This is a genomic window from Streptomyces sp. ATCC 21386, assembly GCF_018728545.1.
GTDB lineage: Bacteria > Actinomycetota > Actinomycetes > Streptomycetales > Streptomycetaceae > Streptomyces.
Genome location: NZ_JAAVVL010000001.1, coordinates 9,582,232 through 9,598,476, shown reverse-complemented (window position 1 = coordinate 9,598,476; position 16,245 = coordinate 9,582,232). Strand labels below are relative to the sequence as shown.

Here is a 16,245-nt window from a genome sequence, read left to right as displayed (position 1 = left end):
GTAACCTCGGGCGGATGACTCCCGAAGACCTCATAGCGCACTACGAGTTGGAGCCCATACCGCGCGAGGGCGGACGTTTCCGTCAGACGTGGGCCGGGCCCGAGCGGGCTGACGGCCGGCCCGAGGGGACCGCGATCGTCGCCCTGCTCACCACCGAACCCGGCGACTACTCCGCCCTGCACCGGCTGCCCGGCGACGAGATCTGGCACTTCCACCTCGGCGATCCGCTGCGGATGCTGCTGCTCGCCCCGGACGGGTCCTCGCGGATCGTCGTCCTCGGGCCGGACGTGCTCGACGGACAGCACGTGCAGTACGTCGTGCCCGCGGGGACCTGGATGGGGGCGCGGGTCCTGGGCGCTGGGGGTGGCGCCGGCGGTGGTGCGGGCTGGACCTTGTTCGGGTGCACGATGGCGCCGGGGTTCACCTACGAGGGCTACGAGCACGGGGACGCCGCGGAGCTGGCTCGGCTGTACCCGGACCGGGCCACGGAGATAGGGGAACTGGGGCGGGCGTAGGGGCGGGACATGGCGGACGTGGGGTGACGTGACGTGGCGTGACGTTGTCGGGGCTGGAGCGGAGGGTGCGGATCGCGTTGAACGCGGCGTTCGTGGTGTGCGTACCTGTTCGAGGAGTCCGAGAGCCGGCGACCGTGGATCCGGAGCACTACGTGGACCGAGGCAGGTACAACGACCCCGTCGACGACAGGGCCAGGGGCTGGGGCGAAGGCCGTACCCGAACCCCGGAACGGGACTGGGAGCGGGAACGGCAACGGCGTCGGGAACGGCCACCGGTCGAGACCCGTGGCGAGGACAGAGGCGTGAGGCGACATGACGGAACCGGCGGGGCCACCGGCGGATCCGGAGGCCGGGCGGCGGGCTCTCTCGGGGGGCGGGTCGAAGGCCGGGGCGCCGGACGGGGCGGAGGGCCGGTCGGTCGACGGGCCCGAGGGGTTCAGCGCCTGGTGCTGCTGGGCACCGTGCTGGTCCTGTTCCTCCTCGGCGGGGCGGGTACCGCGTCCGCGCACGCCGCCCTCAAGGGAAGCGATCCCGTCGACGGAAGCGTCCTCGACGCCGCTCCCCGGGACATCACCCTCCGCTTCACCGAGTCGGTAAGCCTCCTGGAGGACTCCCTCCGCGTCATCGACCCGGAGAACCGGGCGGTCGACACGGGCAAGCCGGGGCGCGCGGGCGGCCGGGCCGACACGGCTCGGGTCACCCTGCCCACCGACCTCGGCGACGGCACGTACACGATCGCCTGGCGGGTGATCTCGGCCGACAGTCACCCCATCTCGGGCGCCCTGATCTTCTCCATCGGCGAGCCCTCCGCGACCGCCGCGGCGCTTCCCGCCGACCTCACCGAGGACCCGCTCACCTCATCCTTCTACGACATCACCCGCTACTTCGCGTACGGCGCCCTCGCCCTGCTCATCGGCGTGACCTTCTTCCTGGCGGTCGTGCTCGGCGGGCCGAGCGAGGTGCTGCGCAAGCTGCTGCTGTCCGGCTGGCTGGCCCTGCTGCTGGCCTCGGTGGCCCTGCTGCTGCTCCGTGGGCCGTACGAGCGGGGCAGTGGGATCGGGGCCGCCCTCGACCTCTCCCTGCTGCGCGACACGCTGGTCAGCCGGCCGGGACTCGCGCTGCTGGCACGGCTGGGGCTGCTCGCGGTGGCCGCCCTCCTCCTCGTACGCCTACGTCGTCAGGGGGACCGGCAGGAGTGGGGGAAGGGCGCGCTCGCCTGCGGGGCGCTGCTCTCCGTCGGTCTCGCCGGGACCTGGGCGGCCGCGGAGCACGCCTCCGCCGGTATCCAGGTGCCGGTCGCGATGACCTCCTCCGTGCTGCATCTGCTCGCCATGGCCCTCTGGTTGGGCGGGCTGACCGCATTGCTGACCGTCCTGTACCGGGCGCCGAGGACGCTGACGGCCGCCGTGGTCCACCGGTTCTCCCGGCTGGCCTTCGTCTCGGTGGTCGTCCTGGTCGTGACGGGCGTCTACCAGTCCTGGCGCGGCCTCGGCTCCTGGTCCGCCTTCACCTCCACGGCGTACGGGGAGGTCCTCGTCGCCAAGCTGGTGGCGGTGCTGCTTCTGCTGGCGGGGGCGGCGTTCTCGCGCCGCTGGACGGGTCGGCTGAGGGCGGCCGAAGGGCGAGAGCGGAGTGAGGTCCGTGAGCAGGGCGAGGCGCGTGAGTCGGGCGAGGCGCGTGAGTCGGGCGAGGTTCCTGAGCAGGCGGCCGCGGCCGTGCCGGCGGCTGTGGCGGTCTCGGCGGCGGTGAAGGTGACGGCGGGGGTGCCCGAGCGGGTGCCAGAGCGGGTGGGAGCCGGCGAAGCGACCGACGCTTCCGACGACACCGCCGACCGGGCTTCGGGCGGCGCCGGCGATCAGGGGGATGACGAGGGCTCGTCCGACACCTCCGGCTCCTCGGAACCCTCGTCCACCCCCACCTCTTCCTCCACCCCCACCTCTTCCTCCACCTCACTGTCTTCCGAGGACTCCCCCGGCGATCTGCGCCGCGGGCTGAGGCGTTCCGTGCTCGCGGAGTTCACCGTCGCGGTCGTCGTGCTGGTGATCACCACCGTGCTGACGGGGACCCTGCCGGGGCGGGCGGCGGCGGAGATCGCCGACGCGAGCGCGGGGCAGGCGGCCGGCGGGGTCACGGCCTCCTCGTCGACGGTCCCCTTCGACGTCGGCACCCCGAACGGCCAGGGCAAGGTCCAGATCGACCTCGGCCCGGGGCGGGTGGGCAAGAACTCCGTGCAGGCCGTGGTCTTCGGCCCCGACGACGGCATCGCCACCGTCCCGGAACTGCGTCTCACCTTCACCCTGAAGTCACAGAAGATCGGCCCGATCGACGCGAAGCTCACCGACCGTGGCGGCTACTGGGCCACGGACACCCTTCAACTCCCCCTGCCCGGCAAGTGGACGATGAAGCTCACGGTCCGCACGACGGACATCGACCAGGTCACGGTGGAGAAGTCGGTACGGGTGAGCTAGGACCCGACCGGTGGCCTCTCCGTAGGCCTCCGGCCTCTCGGTGGCCTGTCCGGTCGCGCTCGGTGGTCTTTGCGGTGGCGGCGGGTTCATGTCATGTCGGGTCGAGCACCCGCCGCATCGTCTCCGCCGCCCTCACGGCCGCGTCGGCGCAGCAGTTGTTGAAGAGGACGTGCAGTTCGTCGACCTGTTCGGCGGCCTCCCGCAACCGGGGTGCCCACGCGCGCAGTTCGGCCTCGGAGTACGCGTACCGGAAGCGGTCCTCCTTGCTGCCGGTGCCCCAGGCCGGGCTGCGGCCGTGGAACCGTACGACGGCGAGATCCGGGGAGGTGACGGGGACGAAGGGCCGCACGGAGGACTCCAGGCCCTGGGCCATGTCGACCCCCACGGCGACGAAGCCGAGCCGGGCGAGTAACGCCGCCGTACGGTCGGCCTGTTCGCCCTGCCACCAAGCCGGGTGCCGGAACTCGACCGAGACGGGCCAGCCGGCCGTACGCTCGGCACACTCCTCCAGCGTCTGTTCCGGAGTCCTCTCGGCGAGCCTCCCGGAGGCCCGCACCGACGTGCTCCGCGAAGCCCGCACCGACGACGTGCTCCCCGAAGTCCTCGGCAACGGCGTGCTCCCGGAAGTGCTCGGCACCGACGTGCTTCGTCGGGAAGTCTGCTCCGACGTGCTGAGAGCGGTCCTCCCCGGCCCCTGCCCGTCCGCCCCCTCCGGCACTCGGCCCGGCGCGAACCACGGCGGGAACTGGAAGAGCACCGTTCCCAGCCGCCCCGCCGCCCGCAACGGCTCGATGGCGTGGGCGAACCGCTCCCAGACCCGGTCCAGTACGGCGGCGGGGGCCCCGCGGCGCAGCTCGGCCCCCAAGGACTCCCGCAGGTCTGCGGGGAGGGCCGCCGGGCGGGTCGGGTGGCCGGTGAGAAGGGAGAACGCCCTGACGTCGAAGCGGAATCCGGGCGGGGTCCGCTCGGACCACAGCAGGCTGTTGCGGCGGCTGGGCAGGGCGTAGTAGCCGGAATCCACCTCGACGACCGGGAACTGCTCGGCGTAGTAGCGGAGTCGGGGCTCGGGGTCGCGATGGCCGCGTGGGTACCAGCCGCTGGCCAGCAGCGCGCGGTCGGTCCAGGAGCAGGTTCCGACGAGTACATCACCCATGCGGTGCCGGTTACCCGAAATACGGTCCCGACCACGCACCGACCGGCGACCGCGAGGAACGGGCGGGCTCGCCGACGGCGGGCCACGCTGCCCCCGTCGCTCGCTACTCACTACTCACTACTCACTGCGCGCTGCTCACTGTTCGCTCCGGTCGTGCAGCGGTGCGCCGCAGAGGGACTTGGACGGGGTGCCGTCCACGCCGACCGGCGGGTCCCCGGCGACCATGACCCGGTGCATGATGCGCGGGAAGTCCAGGTGGGCGGTGTCGTTGGGGGCGAGGTGGACGGTGGCGCGGTTGTCCCAGAGAGCCACCGACCCCGGCTCCCAGCGGAAGCGGACCGTGTACTCGGGGCGGGTGATCTGCTCGACGAACAGTTCGAGGAGGAGCCGGCTCTCGGCCCGGGTGACGTCGACGATGTTCTCGACGTAGTACGGGTTGACGTAGAGGATCCGCTCGCCGGTCTCGGGATGGACGCGCACGACCGGGTGGACGGACGCGACCTGGTGGTCCTGGAGGTGCCGGAGGTAGGGGTCGGGGCCGGAACGGGCGAGGTAGCCGACGCCGAGGCGGTGCTCGGCGCGCAGCCCGTCGGCGAACCGGCGCACCGGCTCGGACAGGCCCGCGTAGGCGGCCGCGAGGTTCGCCCAGGTGGTGTCACCGCCGTACGGGGGCACGCGTTCGGCGCGGAGCAGCGTCAGCGCGGGCGGGTCGATGCGCGCGGTGTGGTCGGCGTGCCAGCCCCGGAGGGTCGAGTGGCGGCGGCGCTCCAGCCATTCGGCCTGGTCCATGCCGTGCTTGCGGCCGAGTTCCTGACGGTCGGCGGTGGTCTCGATCTCGGGGTGTCCGGCTGGGGAGACCGAGCCCCGCGACCGCAGTCGGATCGGCTCCCCGAAGCGGCGAGCGAACGCGATCTGCGCGGCGTGGTCCAGCCGCTGCCCCCGGAAGAACACGACCTTCCATCGGAGCAGCGCCGCGCGGATGCCGGCGACCGTCTCGTCGTCGAGCGGGGCGGCGAGGTCGACGCCGTGAATGTCGGCGCCGATGTACCCGGAGGCCGGGCGTACGTCCAGACCGCCGCCGGTGGGCCCCGTCGAGGACCTGCTCGTGTCGATGCTCACGTGGCCCGGTCTTCCCACGCCACCGCCCGCGCATGCGGCCCGGCCGCGAGCTGACCTGATCCCTTCCGCAAGTGACTCCCACCCGGTGTCGTAGCGGCCCCCACCCCTCCCCGAGCTGCGAAACTGCCAACGCACTGTACGCGGCAGGAAGTTGGCGTCATGACCGACAAGCTCACCGTAAGCGTCCTGGGTACCGGCATCATGGGGGCCGCGATGGCCCGCAATCTGGTCCGCGCCGGTCACACCGTACGGGTGTGGAACCGCACCCGGCAGAAGGCAGAGGCCCTCGCCGCCGACGGTGCGCAGGTCGCCGGAACCCCGGCGGAGGCCGTACGCGGTGCCGACGTGGTGCTCACCGTGCTGTACGACGGGGCCGCGGCCAGGAACGTGATGCGGGAGGCGGGGTCCGCGCTGAGCCCCGGCACGGCCTGGGTCCAGTCCACCACCGCCGGACTGGAGGACGTCGCCGCACTGGCCGCACTGGCCGACGAACACGGGCTGCTCTTCTATGACGCCCCGGTCCTCGGCACACGGCAGCCGGCCGAGGCGGGGCAGCTGACGGTGCTGGCGGCGGGGCCGGTCGCGGGCCGGGAGACGGTGACCCCGGTGTTCGACGCCGTCGGCGCCCGTACGGTCTGGACCGGCGAGGACGGCGCGGCGGGCACCGCGACGAGGCTCAAACTGGTGGCCAACAGCTGGGTGCTGGCCGCCACCAACGCGGCCGGAGAGGTCCTCGCCCTGTCCAAGGCCCTGGACGTCGACCCGCGCTCCTTCTTCGAGATCATCGAGGGCGGCCCGCTCGACATGGGCTATCTGCGCGCCAAGTCCGCGCTGATCCTCGACGGAGGCCTGTCCCCGGCGTCCTTCGCGGTCTCGACCGCCGCCAAGGACGCCCGCCTGATCGTCGAGGCCGGGGAGCGGTACGGGGTACGCCTCGACGTGGCCGCCGCCGGCGCCGAACGCCTGGCCCGCGCCGCCGCACAGGGCCACGCGGACGAGGACATGGCGGCCGCGTACTTCGCGAGCTTCGAGGAGGCAGAGAGGGAGGGGGAGGAAGGGTGAGGGCGAGGGCGAGGGCACAGGTGGGTCCGCAGGGGGACGTGGCCTGCGTTCCCGCCTCCGGCACCGGAACTCACGCGGGTCGCACCGTCCTGTCACATGGGACGCCCACCACGGCCTCCTTCCTCCGTCCGCGCGCGGTCACCTGTCGGCCGACACACCGTCACCCAGTTCGGCCGAAGCTCGATCACCTGGCCCGGCCGACGTGCGATCACCTGGTCCGTACGGTGGGCCTTCCGCCCCGGTCGGTCCGCGCCCACCCCATCGGTCGGTGACCCACATCGCCACCGGCTCCGTCCACCGGGCGGTCAGCGGGCCGACGATCACCAGGATGAGGACGTACGCGGTGGCCAGCGGGCCGAGGGACGGTTCGATGCCGGCGGTGACGGCGAGCCCGGCGATGACGATCGAGAACTCGCCGCGTGCGACGAGCGTGCCGCCCGCCCGCCACCGCCCCTTGGCGGAGATACCGGCCCGGCGCGCGGCCCAGTACCCGGTGGCGACCTTCGTCAGCGCGGTGACGAGGGCGAGGGCGAGCGCGGGCAGCAGTACCGGCGGGATGCTGGCGGGGTCGGTGTGCAGGCCGAAGAAGACGAAGAACACGGCGGCGAACAGGTCCCGCAGCGGCGCCAGCAGACTGTGCGCGCCCTCGGCGACCTCACCCGACAACGCGATGCCCACCAGGAACGCGCCCACCGCCGCCGACACCTGCAACTGCTGTGCCAGTCCGGCGACGACGAGCGTCACCCCCAGCACGACGAGCAGCAGCTTCTCGGGATCGTCGCTGGAGACGAACCGCGAGATGTGCCGGCCGTAGCGCACGGCGACCAGCAGGACGATCCCGGCGGTACCGAGCGCGATGGCCAGCGTCGCGCTGCCCGCCGCGAGTCCGGCCCCGGCCAGGAGCGCGGTGAGGATGGGGAGGTAGACCGCCATGGAGAGGTCTTCGAGGACCAGGATGCTGAGGATGACGGGGGTTTCGCGGTTGCCGAGGCGTCCGAGGTCGCCGAGGACCTTGGCGATGACACCGGAGGAGGAGATCCAGGTGACGCCGGCGAGGACGACGGCGGCGACGGGGCCCCAGCCGAGCAGAAGTGCCATGGCGGCGCCGGGCAGGGCGTTGAGGGTGGCGTCGACGAGTCCGGCGGGGTACTGGGTCTTGAGGTTGGAGACGAGGTCGCTGGCGGTGTACTCCAGGCCGAGCATGAGCAGCAGCAGGATCACGCCGATCTCGGCGCCGATCGCCACGAACTCCTCGCTGGTCCCCAGCGGCAGCAACCCGCCCTCCCCGAAGGCGAGTCCGGCCAGCAGGTACAACGGGATCGGCGAGAGCCGGAACCGCCCGGCGAACCGTCCCAGCAGCCCGAGTCCGAGGATGATCGCGCCGAACTCGATCAGGAAGACGGCGGAGGAGTGCCCCGAGGACGACGACTGGGCGAGAAGGTGTGCGACGGGCTGATCGGTGACGTGGGCAGCGAGGTGCATGAGGGGCTCACGTCCGCCCGAGTATCGCGGCGGCGGTGTCCACGCCCTCCCGGGTGCCGATCACGATGAGCGTGTCACCTCCGGCCAGCCGGAAGTCCGGCGTCGGCGACGGGATCGCCTCGGCCCGCCGCAGTACGGCCACGATCGACGCGCCCGTCTCGGTGCGCATCCGGGTGTCGCCCAGGACCCGCCCGTTCCAGTGCGAGGTCGACGCCAGCTCGATCCGCTCCGCCACGAGCCCCAACTCCGTGGTGGACAGCAGGTTCGGGCTGTGGTGGTCCGGTGCCAGCGCGTCGACGAGGGCGGTCGCCTCGCCCGAAGTGAGCCGTACCGACAGCGCGCACGCGTCCGGATCGTCCTGCCGGTACGCGCTCAACGTCCGTGCACCGTCCCGGTGAGCGACCACCGAGATCCGCTGTTGCTCCCTGGTCGTGAGGTCGTAACGGACCCCGATCCCCGGCAACGGCGTACTGCTGAGGCGCGGAGCACCCACAGCTGGCCTCCTGTCTGATTCGGATATGTCATCGGACAACCGACGGTGCCACCCTAACGAGACCTCGAACACCGGCCTCCGGCCGCCAGGTCGGCCCTCCGATGGAACAATCCCCCTTCACCCCCGGGACCGGCCCACCCACCCGGTTGCGAGGGCTGACCGAAAGGAACCAGCACCATGACCCCCACGGGTGTCCCGACATCCCGCACAGCGGGCACCCCGGCGGCCCACGCCACGGCCCCCCGGGCCGCCACCCCACGGACGGCCCACCCGAGGAGCAGGACGAGAGCCCCCCGGATCGCGCGGATACCCTCCCCTCCCACAGCTCTCTCCCCCCACACGCTTCCCACGACCACGACCACGACCACGACCACGACCTCGACCACGACGGCGACGGCGACCACGGCGGCGACCACGGCGGCGGCGACGGCGACCACGACCAAGGCCCCGACCTCGACCTCGACGGCGACCACGGCGGCGACGGCGACCACGACCACGGCGGCGGCGACGGCGACCACGACCAAGGCCCCGACCTCGACCTCGACCACGACGGCGACCACGGCGGCGGCGACGGCGACCACGACCAAGGCCCCGACCTCGACCTCGACCTCGACCTCGACGGCGACGGCGACCACGCGCCGCCCCGCCCCGCGAGGCCTCCAGACCCCCGGAGCGTGCCCGTGATCCAGTGGGTGTCCCTGGGGAGCGGCCCGCGCCCCGTCCCCCAACCCGTGGCAACCCCTTTGGTGTGGGCGACGGCCTTCGGGGGCGCGATGGCGCTGGTGGCCCTCCTGAACGCACTGGTCGGCACGGACCGCCCCGGCCTCGCCCTGGCGGCCCTGTCCCTGCTCGCCGCACTGCTCGGCGTCTACGCACGCTTCATCGCGGCCCCCGGTACGGCCGCCCTGTGCTGGCTGTTCCTCAACGGCTTCGCCATCCCGCCCGCAGGGGTCCTGACCTGGGCCAACCCCCGCGACACCTTCTGGCTGGTCTGCCTCCTCACCGCCGCCCTCACCGGCACGACCCTGGCCCGCCTCCTCCAGGCCCGCGCGGCCTACCGCCGCCTCACCACGGCCCACGCCCCACCCACCCCCGAGCCGCCGGACTGGCCGCACACCCACTGACCGCGACCACGAGCACGAGCACGACCACGACCACGACCACGACCACGATCGCGACCACGCCCCCGGTGCGCAGCCCCCGGTGCGCAGGGCGTGCCCGCGCGCAGGGCGAAGGGACGACCGCCCCCTCCTCGTACCCTGTCCCCGTGCCGTCGTCCTCCCGCCTGCACCGCGTCGCCGTCCTGGTGCTCGCGGGTGCGAAGCCGCTCGATGTCGGCATCCCCGCTCAGGTGTTCACGACCCGCGCGAGCATGCCGTACGAGGTACGTGTGTGCGGGGCGACCCCCGGTCTCGTGACCGGCGGCGACGGCCTGTCGTACTACGTCGCACACGGCCTCGACGCGCTCGCCTGGGCCGACATCGTCTTCATCCCCGGGTACCGGTTCCCGGACCGCGACGACCCGCCGCGGGCCGTCGTCGAGGCGCTGATCGAGGCCCACGCCCGGGGCACGCGGCTCGCCGCCATCTCGACGGGCGCCTTCGCGCTCGCCGCCACGGGACTGCTCGACGGCAGACGCGCCACGACGCACTGGCACTACGCACGGGCACTGGCGGCGAAGCATCCACTGGTCCGGGTCGACGAGAACGTGCTGTTCGTCGACGAGGGCAGCGTGCTGACGTCGGCGGGCGCCGCCTCGGGCATCGACCTGTGCCTGCACATCCTGCGCGGCGACCTCGGAGTGGCCGCGTCGAACCACGCGGCCCGGCGCCTGGTCGCGGCCCCGTACCGCAGCGGCGGCCAGGCGCAGTACGTACCGCGCAGCGTGCCCGAGCCGCTGGGGGAGCGGTTCGCCGCCACCCGTGAATGGGCGCTGCACCGGCTCGGTGAGCCGCTCACCCTGGAAATTCTCGCCGGGCACGCGGCGGTCTCGCCGCGTACGTTCTCGCGGCGCTTCGTCGAGGACACGGGGTACACGCCGATGCAGTGGGTCATGCGGGCCCGTATCGACGTGGCGCGGGAGCTGCTGGAGCGTTCGCAGCGGAGTGTCGAGCAGATCGCCGCCGACGTCGGGCTGGGCACGGGCGCGAATCTGCGGCTGCACTTCCAGCGCGTCCTGGGCACCACACCGAGCGAGTACCGACGCACCTTCACCCGGGGCGAGTAGCTCGCCGCCATGTGGCGCGATCCTTTTGAACCGTGGCGATCACGCCGCTGTCCCGGCCGTGCGCCGCGCGCGACGCTGGTGGCGAATCGAAGGGACAGGACACCACTCATGACTCGCATCGCGATCAACGGATTCGGCCGCATCGGACGCAACGTGCTGCGCGCACTGCTCGAACGCGACAGCAACAGCAACAGCAACAGCGGCAAGGGCAGTGGCGGTGGCAGCGGCAGCGGCAGCGGCAGTGGCAGTGACCGCGACGGCGATGTCGCTGTCGACCCCGCCGCCGATCTCGAGATCGTCGCCGTCAACGACCTCACGGAGCCCGCCACTCTCGCCAGGCTGCTCGCCTACGACAGCACGGCCGGCCGTCTCGGGCGTCCGGTGACCGCAGACGGGAACACGCTGGTCGTCGACGGCCGCCGGATCACGGTGCTGGCCGAGCGGGAGCCCGCGCACCTGCCGTGGGCCGAACTCGGCGTCGACATCGTCGTGGAAGCCACCGGCCGCTTCACCTCGGCGAAGGCCGCCCGCGCCCACCTCGACGCGGGCGCGAAGAAGGTGCTCGTCAGCGCACCCTCCGACGGCGCGGACGTCACACTCGCGTACGGCGTCAACACCGATGCGTACGACCCGGACGTGCACACGATCGTCTCGAACGCCTCGTGCACGACCAACGCGCTCGCGCCGCTGGCCGCGGTTCTCGACGAACTCGCCGGCATCGAGCACGGCTTCATGACGACGGTGCACGCCTACACACAGGAGCAGAACCTCCAGGACGGCCCGCACCGCGACGCCCGCCGCGCCCGCGCCGCCGCCGTCAACATCGTGCCGACCACGACCGGCGCCGCCAAGGCGATCGGCCTGGTCCTGCCGAACCTGGACGGCAAACTGTCCGGCGACTCGATCCGGGTCCCCGTCCCGGTCGGCTCGATCGTCGAGCTCAACACGACCGTGGCCCGCGACGTGACGCGCGAGGAGGTCCTGGCGGCGTACCGCGCGGCGGCGGAGGGCCCGCTCGCCGGCGTCCTGGAGTACTCGGAAGACCCGCTGGTCTCCGCCGACATCACGGGCAACCCGGCCTCGTCGATCTTCGACTCGGCCCTCACCCGCGTCGACGGCCGCCACATCAAGGTGGTCGCCTGGTACGACAACGAGTGGGGCTTCTCGAACCGAGTCATAGACACCCTCACCCTCCTGGCGACCCCCTGACGACGCCCGAACCCGAGAACGCGTGATGTGACCCCGGACATGTCACGCACCCGCTGACCCCCCACACGTCGAAGGGCCCCACCGCGAACGGTGGGGCCCTTCGACATCGTGCCCGGTGAGGCACTGGCGGAGGATACGAGATTCGAACTCGTGAGGGGTTGCCCCCAACACGCTTTCCAAATGTTCGTCCGGGGGTTCTGGGGCGTACGGCAACGTCCTGACCTGCGGTGCAGCTGGTCCGGTCGGGGGTTCTGAACGGTGCTGTACGCCGGTGAACGCAACCAGAACTGCAACCACGGAAGTGGAGCAGCGCGAGTGTGTCCAGCTCTGCTCGTGGTTCCTGGTCAGCGCGGAGTCGCCTACTCCCCCTTCTGCGACCAGGCCGCGGTGAGCGCGGTGACCGGGTCTTTGTCGGCTGGTGCCGCGGGCCACCATTCGCCGTCGTCGTCCTGGAGGTAGGGGTACCAGCGGGCGTCGGGGCCGAGACGCAGCTGAATGCCGTGGTGGGTGAGGGTGAGGCGGTTGCGCCAGGCTCTGAGGTGTGTGGGGGAGTCGGTCATCTCGGCGAGGGCCGTGTCCAGGGCCGTGCGGGCGGCCTTCATCACCGTTGGGTCGGGGGTGTAGGGCTGTTCGGCGACGGTGATGCCCGTGGGGCCGCCGTGGCGCCAGGCGCGGGTGAGGCGTGCGAAGACAGTGGGTTTGGTGCCGGTGTTCTGGATCAGGTGGTGGAACCACTCGGGTCCGGGGTTGCTTGCGGCGATGCGGACGGCGTCCTGGCGCTGGGTCAGGTGCAGGTCGGCGGTGTCGCCCGCCAGGAGCCGGGCGGCGCGCGCGGTGGCGTCGGCCATGAGGCGTTCCAGGTCCGCGGCGGCCAGGCCGGTGCCGGGTGGCGGGGCGACGGGCAGTGCTGTGGTGTGGGCAGCGGGTTCCGGGAGTTCGGGCAGTTCGGGCGGCTCTTCGGCCCAGTGGGCGTACGTGGCGGCGGCCGGGATGCCGTCCGGGGCCGGCGGGGCGGCGGTCTCCTGTGCTGCCGTACGAAGTGTGCGCAGCTGGGCGACGACCTCCTCGCGACCGCGGCCGCGCAGCGCGAAGAGCACGAACGGGTCGGTGTCGATGGTGGCGGCGATGGCGTAGCAGAGCGCGGCGGCGTGCTTGCAGGGGTATCCCCAGTCGGGGCAGGAGCACTCCGGATCGAGCTCAGTGGGCAGTGGGAGCAGGGGGACGCCTGCGTCCCGGGCGTCGTCCACGAGTTCGGCGGGCATCTCGTCGTCGAGAAGTGCTGCGAGATGTCCGGCGCGGGCCGCGATCGTGTCGAGCAGGGTGTCCCACTGAGGGCCGGTGAGAACGGGCAGGTGGACCGATGAGCGGTACGGGCGCGGGCGGCTGCCCTGGACAGCGGCACTGACCTTGCCCGGAACGATGGTGACCGGGCCGACCATGCCTTGGCGAGCGTAGGTGCGTCCGCGCGAGAGCCGTCCGGCGTCCAGGGTGGAGTCCTCCAGAGCGGCCACCCATGCCTGGCCCCACCAGGTCGCGGCGAAGGCTCGCTTGCCGCGGGCGGGCGGACGGCGCGGGCCGGGGACAGCGGGGCTCATGACTGCCTTCCCAGGGCGACGAGTTCGGCGAGTTCGGCGTCGGACAGTTCGGTCAGGGCTGCCTCGCCGGAGCCGACGACGGCGTCGGCGAGGGCGCGCTTGGCTTCGAGCAGCTTCGCTACCTTGTCCTCCACGGTTCCCTCCGCGAGGAGCTTGTGCACCTGGACGGGTTTGTCCTGGCCGATGCGGTAGGCGCGGTCGGTGGCCTGGTCCTCGACGGCCGGATTCCACCAGCGGTCGTAGTGCACGACGTGCGTGGCGCGGGTGAGGTTGAGCCCGGTGCCCGCCGCCTTCAACGACAGCAGGAACACCGCCACCTCACCGCGCTGGAAGCGGTCCACCATCTCCTCGCGCCGCGCGACGGGGGTGCCGCCGTGCAGGAAGAGGGCGGGGACGTCACGTTCTGCGAGGTGCTTCTCCAGCAGATCCCCCATCTGTTTGTACTGCGTGAAGACCAGCACGGATTCGCCTTCGGCGGTGATGGTGTCGAGAAGCTCGTCGAGCAGGTCGAGCTTGCCGGAGCGGCCCCGCAGGGGAGTGGACTGGCGCAGGCTGTGCTCTTTCAAATACTGGGCGGGGTGGTTGCAGATCTGCTTCAACGCGGTGAGCAGCTTGAGCACCAGACCGCGCCGGGCGATGCCCTCCGACTCCGCGATCTTCGCCATGGTCTCGCGGACCTGTGCCTCGTACAGGCTGGTCTGCTCGGCGGTCAGCGGGACGACGTGGTCGGTCTCGGTCTTGGGCGGCAGTTCGGGCGCGATGCCGGGGTCGGATTTCTTGCGGCGCAACAGGAAGGGACGTACGAGACGGGACAGGCGCTCGGCTGCCTCGGCGTCCTCGCCCGCCTCGATGGCGCGGGCATGCCGGTCACGGAAGGCGGAGAGCGTGCCGAGGAGCCCGGGGGTGGTCCAGTCGAGCAAGGCCCACAACTCGGAGAGGTTGTTCTCCACGGGGGTGCCGGTGAGAGCGACGCGGGCGCGGGTGGGCAGGGCGCGCAGTTCGCGGGCGGTGACGGCGTAGGGGTTCTTGACGTGCTGGGCCTCATCGGCGGCCACCAGCGACCAGGCCGTCCCGGCGAGGACTTCCCGGTCGCGGCGCAGCACCCCGTAGGTGACCAGGACGATCTCGTCGCCGGCCAGGTCCTTGAGGTGGCGGTCGCCGCCGTGGTAACGGCGTACAGGGGTGAGCGGTGCGAATCTGGCGGCCTCGCGCTGCCAGTTGCCGAGCAGGGAGGCCGGGCAGACGACAAGGGTGGGGCCCGCGGTGGTGGGGTCGCTCTGGCGGTGCAGGTGCAGAGCGAGCAGGGTGATGGTCTTGCCCAGGCCCATGTCGTCGGCGAGACAGCCGCCGAGGCCGAGTGCGCACATCTCGGCCAGCCAGGCCAGGCCCCGCTTCTGGTACTCGCGCAACGTGGCCTTGAGGGCGGCGGGCTGGGGCACGGGGGTGCGGGACTCGGGGTCGCGGATACGAGCGACCAAGTCGCCGAGCGCACCGACCGCCGCACAGGGGACCCGGTCACCGTCCAGGTCGGCCTCGCCGGTCAGCGTGGCGCTCAACGCCTCCATGGGGGTGAGCGGTTCCATCCGGCGGCGCTTGGCGCGGGCCACCAGCTTCGGGTCGGCGACCACCCACTGATCGCGAAGCCGGATGAGGGGACGGCGTGACTCTGCGAGAGCATCCATCTCGGCCTCGGTGAGCGGCTCGCCGCCGAGGGAGACCTGCCAGCGGAAGTCGAGGAGGGCCTCGGTGTCCAGCAGGCCGCCTGCGGTGGAACCGGGGGCGGTGCGCTGCCCGATCCCCGCGGTCGCGGTGAGTGCCTTGACCAGTTCCCGCGGCCAGTGCACGTCGACACCGGCAGCGCGCAGCGCGTCCGTGGCGTCCCCAAGGAGTTCGAAGGCTTCGTCGTCGGTCAACCGGAGCTGATCGGGAGCGGCATCGTCGAGCAGCCTGCGCAGCGGGGGCCAGGCGCGGGCGCCGCGGCGCAGGGCGAGCAGGGTCTCGGTCTCGGCGCGTGGGCCGAGCCGCCGCTCCACTTCGGTCGGCTCGCTCCAGAGTCGTGCGGCCTCGATGACGAGCGCCGGGTCCGTCGCGGTGTGCAGCTGCAGAACGGCCCGGAACTGCCGTCGGCGTCCTTCGGGTACGTCGACGCGCAGAGAGACACGGACCTCCGCGGTGAGCGCCGCCTGGGTTTCCTCGGCCCATTCACGCAAGGCGGGCGCGGCGCGGGCCTCGCGCCAGGCGTACGGCAGCGCTCCCATGGCGAGCGGCGCGGCCGGCGTACGGACCAGGTCGTCGGCTACCGCGTCACAGAACTGGCGTATCAGCGCAGCCGGTTCGGCGATCCGTACCGGCGCAGGGCCAGGCTCGGGCAGGCAGTGGGCGTGTGGCGGGAAGGCGGCGGCCAGGGCGTCCAGCGTCTGGTGCTGGGCGGCTGTGAAGGGACCCGCCTGCCAGGTGTCGTAACCGGCGGGGGTGATGGCCGGGTAGAGGCGGCCGTCGGCCAGCAGCCGCAGCGCGAAGCGGGTGGCGGCCTTCCAGGCGGCGCCGGAGGGATGCGTCGGCTCCGCATCAGCCAGGGCAGAGACAGCGACGGCGACAGGCAAGGCGTAACCCTCGACCCTGCGCCGCCTGACCGAGCGGCCGTGCGGCAGGACCAACTCCGCCACCTCGGTCTCCAGGCCGGTAGGCGCCGTACTGCCTCCAGCTGCTGCACGGGTCGGCTTCCACAGCAGCAGCCGCCCGAGGCGGGCGGGCTCACCGGGCAGGAACACCACCGCCCAGCCGGCGCTGAGCAACTCCCTCACGAAGGCGGATGTTTCCGGCCGGGCCAGCGGCGGTGCGCTCCTCGCGCCCGTACTCGGCTCTCGTACGACGACTCGTGCCACTCTCTTCCGCCCTGTCGCTTGCCGAACCCTCCCCAGG

Annotated in this window: 11 protein-coding genes and 2 pseudogenes; 7 read left to right on the top strand and 6 right to left on the bottom strand. The window is 72.4% G+C overall.

All coding sequences use genetic code 11. The features are described from left to right. Positions 1-14: 14 nt before the first annotated feature. A complete protein-coding gene (locus tag GWK25_RS41330) occupies positions 15-515 on the top strand; it encodes a cupin domain-containing protein (RefSeq protein ID WP_215456761.1) in 501 nt (166 codons plus the stop codon). A 446-nt stretch (positions 516-961) separates the two neighbouring features. Next, positions 962-2,983 (top strand): copper resistance CopC/CopD family protein, encoded by a 2,022-nt coding sequence (locus GWK25_RS41325; protein WP_215456759.1) that lies wholly within the window; start codon positions 962-964, stop codon positions 2,981-2,983. A gap of 91 nt (positions 2,984-3,074) precedes the next feature. Here GWK25_RS41325 and GWK25_RS41320 read toward each other — a convergent pair whose 3' ends face one another. Further along, positions 3,075-4,136 carry a DUF72 domain-containing protein gene (locus GWK25_RS41320; protein WP_215456757.1) on the bottom strand — a complete coding sequence of 354 codons (1,062 nt, stop codon included), beginning with the start codon at positions 4,134-4,136 and terminating at the stop codon, positions 3,075-3,077. A 135-nt stretch (positions 4,137-4,271) separates the two neighbouring features. Next, positions 4,272-5,255: a TauD/TfdA family dioxygenase gene (locus GWK25_RS41315; protein ID WP_215456756.1), complete on the bottom strand. Its 984-nt coding sequence runs from the start codon at positions 5,253-5,255 to the stop codon at positions 4,272-4,274. A 159-nt stretch (positions 5,256-5,414) separates the two neighbouring features. Here GWK25_RS41315 and GWK25_RS41310 point away from each other — a divergent pair, with 159 nt between their 5' ends. Beyond that, entirely contained in the window at positions 5,415-6,317 is a 903-nt protein-coding gene (locus GWK25_RS41310; RefSeq protein ID WP_215456754.1) for an NAD(P)-dependent oxidoreductase, read from the top strand. A gap of 138 nt (positions 6,318-6,455) precedes the next feature. Here GWK25_RS41310 and GWK25_RS41305 read toward each other — a convergent pair whose 3' ends face one another. Continuing rightward, positions 6,456-7,799 carry a cation:proton antiporter gene (locus tag GWK25_RS41305; protein ID WP_251829267.1) on the bottom strand — a complete coding sequence of 448 codons (1,344 nt, stop codon included), beginning with the start codon at positions 7,797-7,799 and terminating at the stop codon, positions 6,456-6,458. Positions 7,800-7,806: 7 nt separating this feature from the next. Further along, positions 7,807-8,292: a TrkA C-terminal domain-containing protein gene (locus GWK25_RS41300; protein ID WP_215456751.1), complete on the bottom strand. Its 486-nt coding sequence runs from the start codon at positions 8,290-8,292 to the stop codon at positions 7,807-7,809. Between the two features lie 680 nt (positions 8,293-8,972). Here GWK25_RS41300 and GWK25_RS41295 point away from each other — a divergent pair. The 4 genes and pseudogenes from GWK25_RS41295 to gap all read left to right on the top strand — a co-directional run. After that, entirely contained in the window at positions 8,973-9,416 is a 444-nt protein-coding gene (locus GWK25_RS41295) for a hypothetical protein (RefSeq protein WP_215457932.1), read from the top strand. Between the two features lie 143 nt (positions 9,417-9,559). Further along, positions 9,560-10,519: a GlxA family transcriptional regulator gene (locus tag GWK25_RS41290; RefSeq protein ID WP_215456749.1), complete on the top strand. Its 960-nt coding sequence runs from the start codon at positions 9,560-9,562 to the stop codon at positions 10,517-10,519. Between the two features lie 108 nt (positions 10,520-10,627). Further along, a pseudogene (locus tag GWK25_RS44935) lies at positions 10,628-10,702 on the top strand (glyceraldehyde 3-phosphate dehydrogenase NAD-binding domain-containing protein); the annotation flags it as partial. A 102-nt stretch (positions 10,703-10,804) separates the two neighbouring features. After that, positions 10,805-11,728: pseudogene (gene gap / locus GWK25_RS41285) on the top strand (type I glyceraldehyde-3-phosphate dehydrogenase); the annotation flags it as partial. Positions 11,729-12,087: 359 nt separating this feature from the next. Here gap and GWK25_RS41280 read toward each other — a convergent pair. Both GWK25_RS41280 and GWK25_RS41275 read right to left on the bottom strand, forming a co-directional pair. Further along, complete coding sequence (locus GWK25_RS41280) at positions 12,088-13,323, bottom strand: SWIM zinc finger family protein (RefSeq protein WP_251829266.1); 1,236 nt, start codon at positions 13,321-13,323, stop codon at positions 12,088-12,090. Next, positions 13,320-16,127, bottom strand: coding sequence for an SNF2-related protein (locus tag GWK25_RS41275; protein WP_308404454.1), 2,808 nt, complete (start codon positions 16,125-16,127; stop codon positions 13,320-13,322). Before GWK25_RS41275 ends, GWK25_RS41280 begins: the two co-directional genes overlap by 4 nt. Positions 16,128-16,245 lie beyond the last annotated feature (118 nt).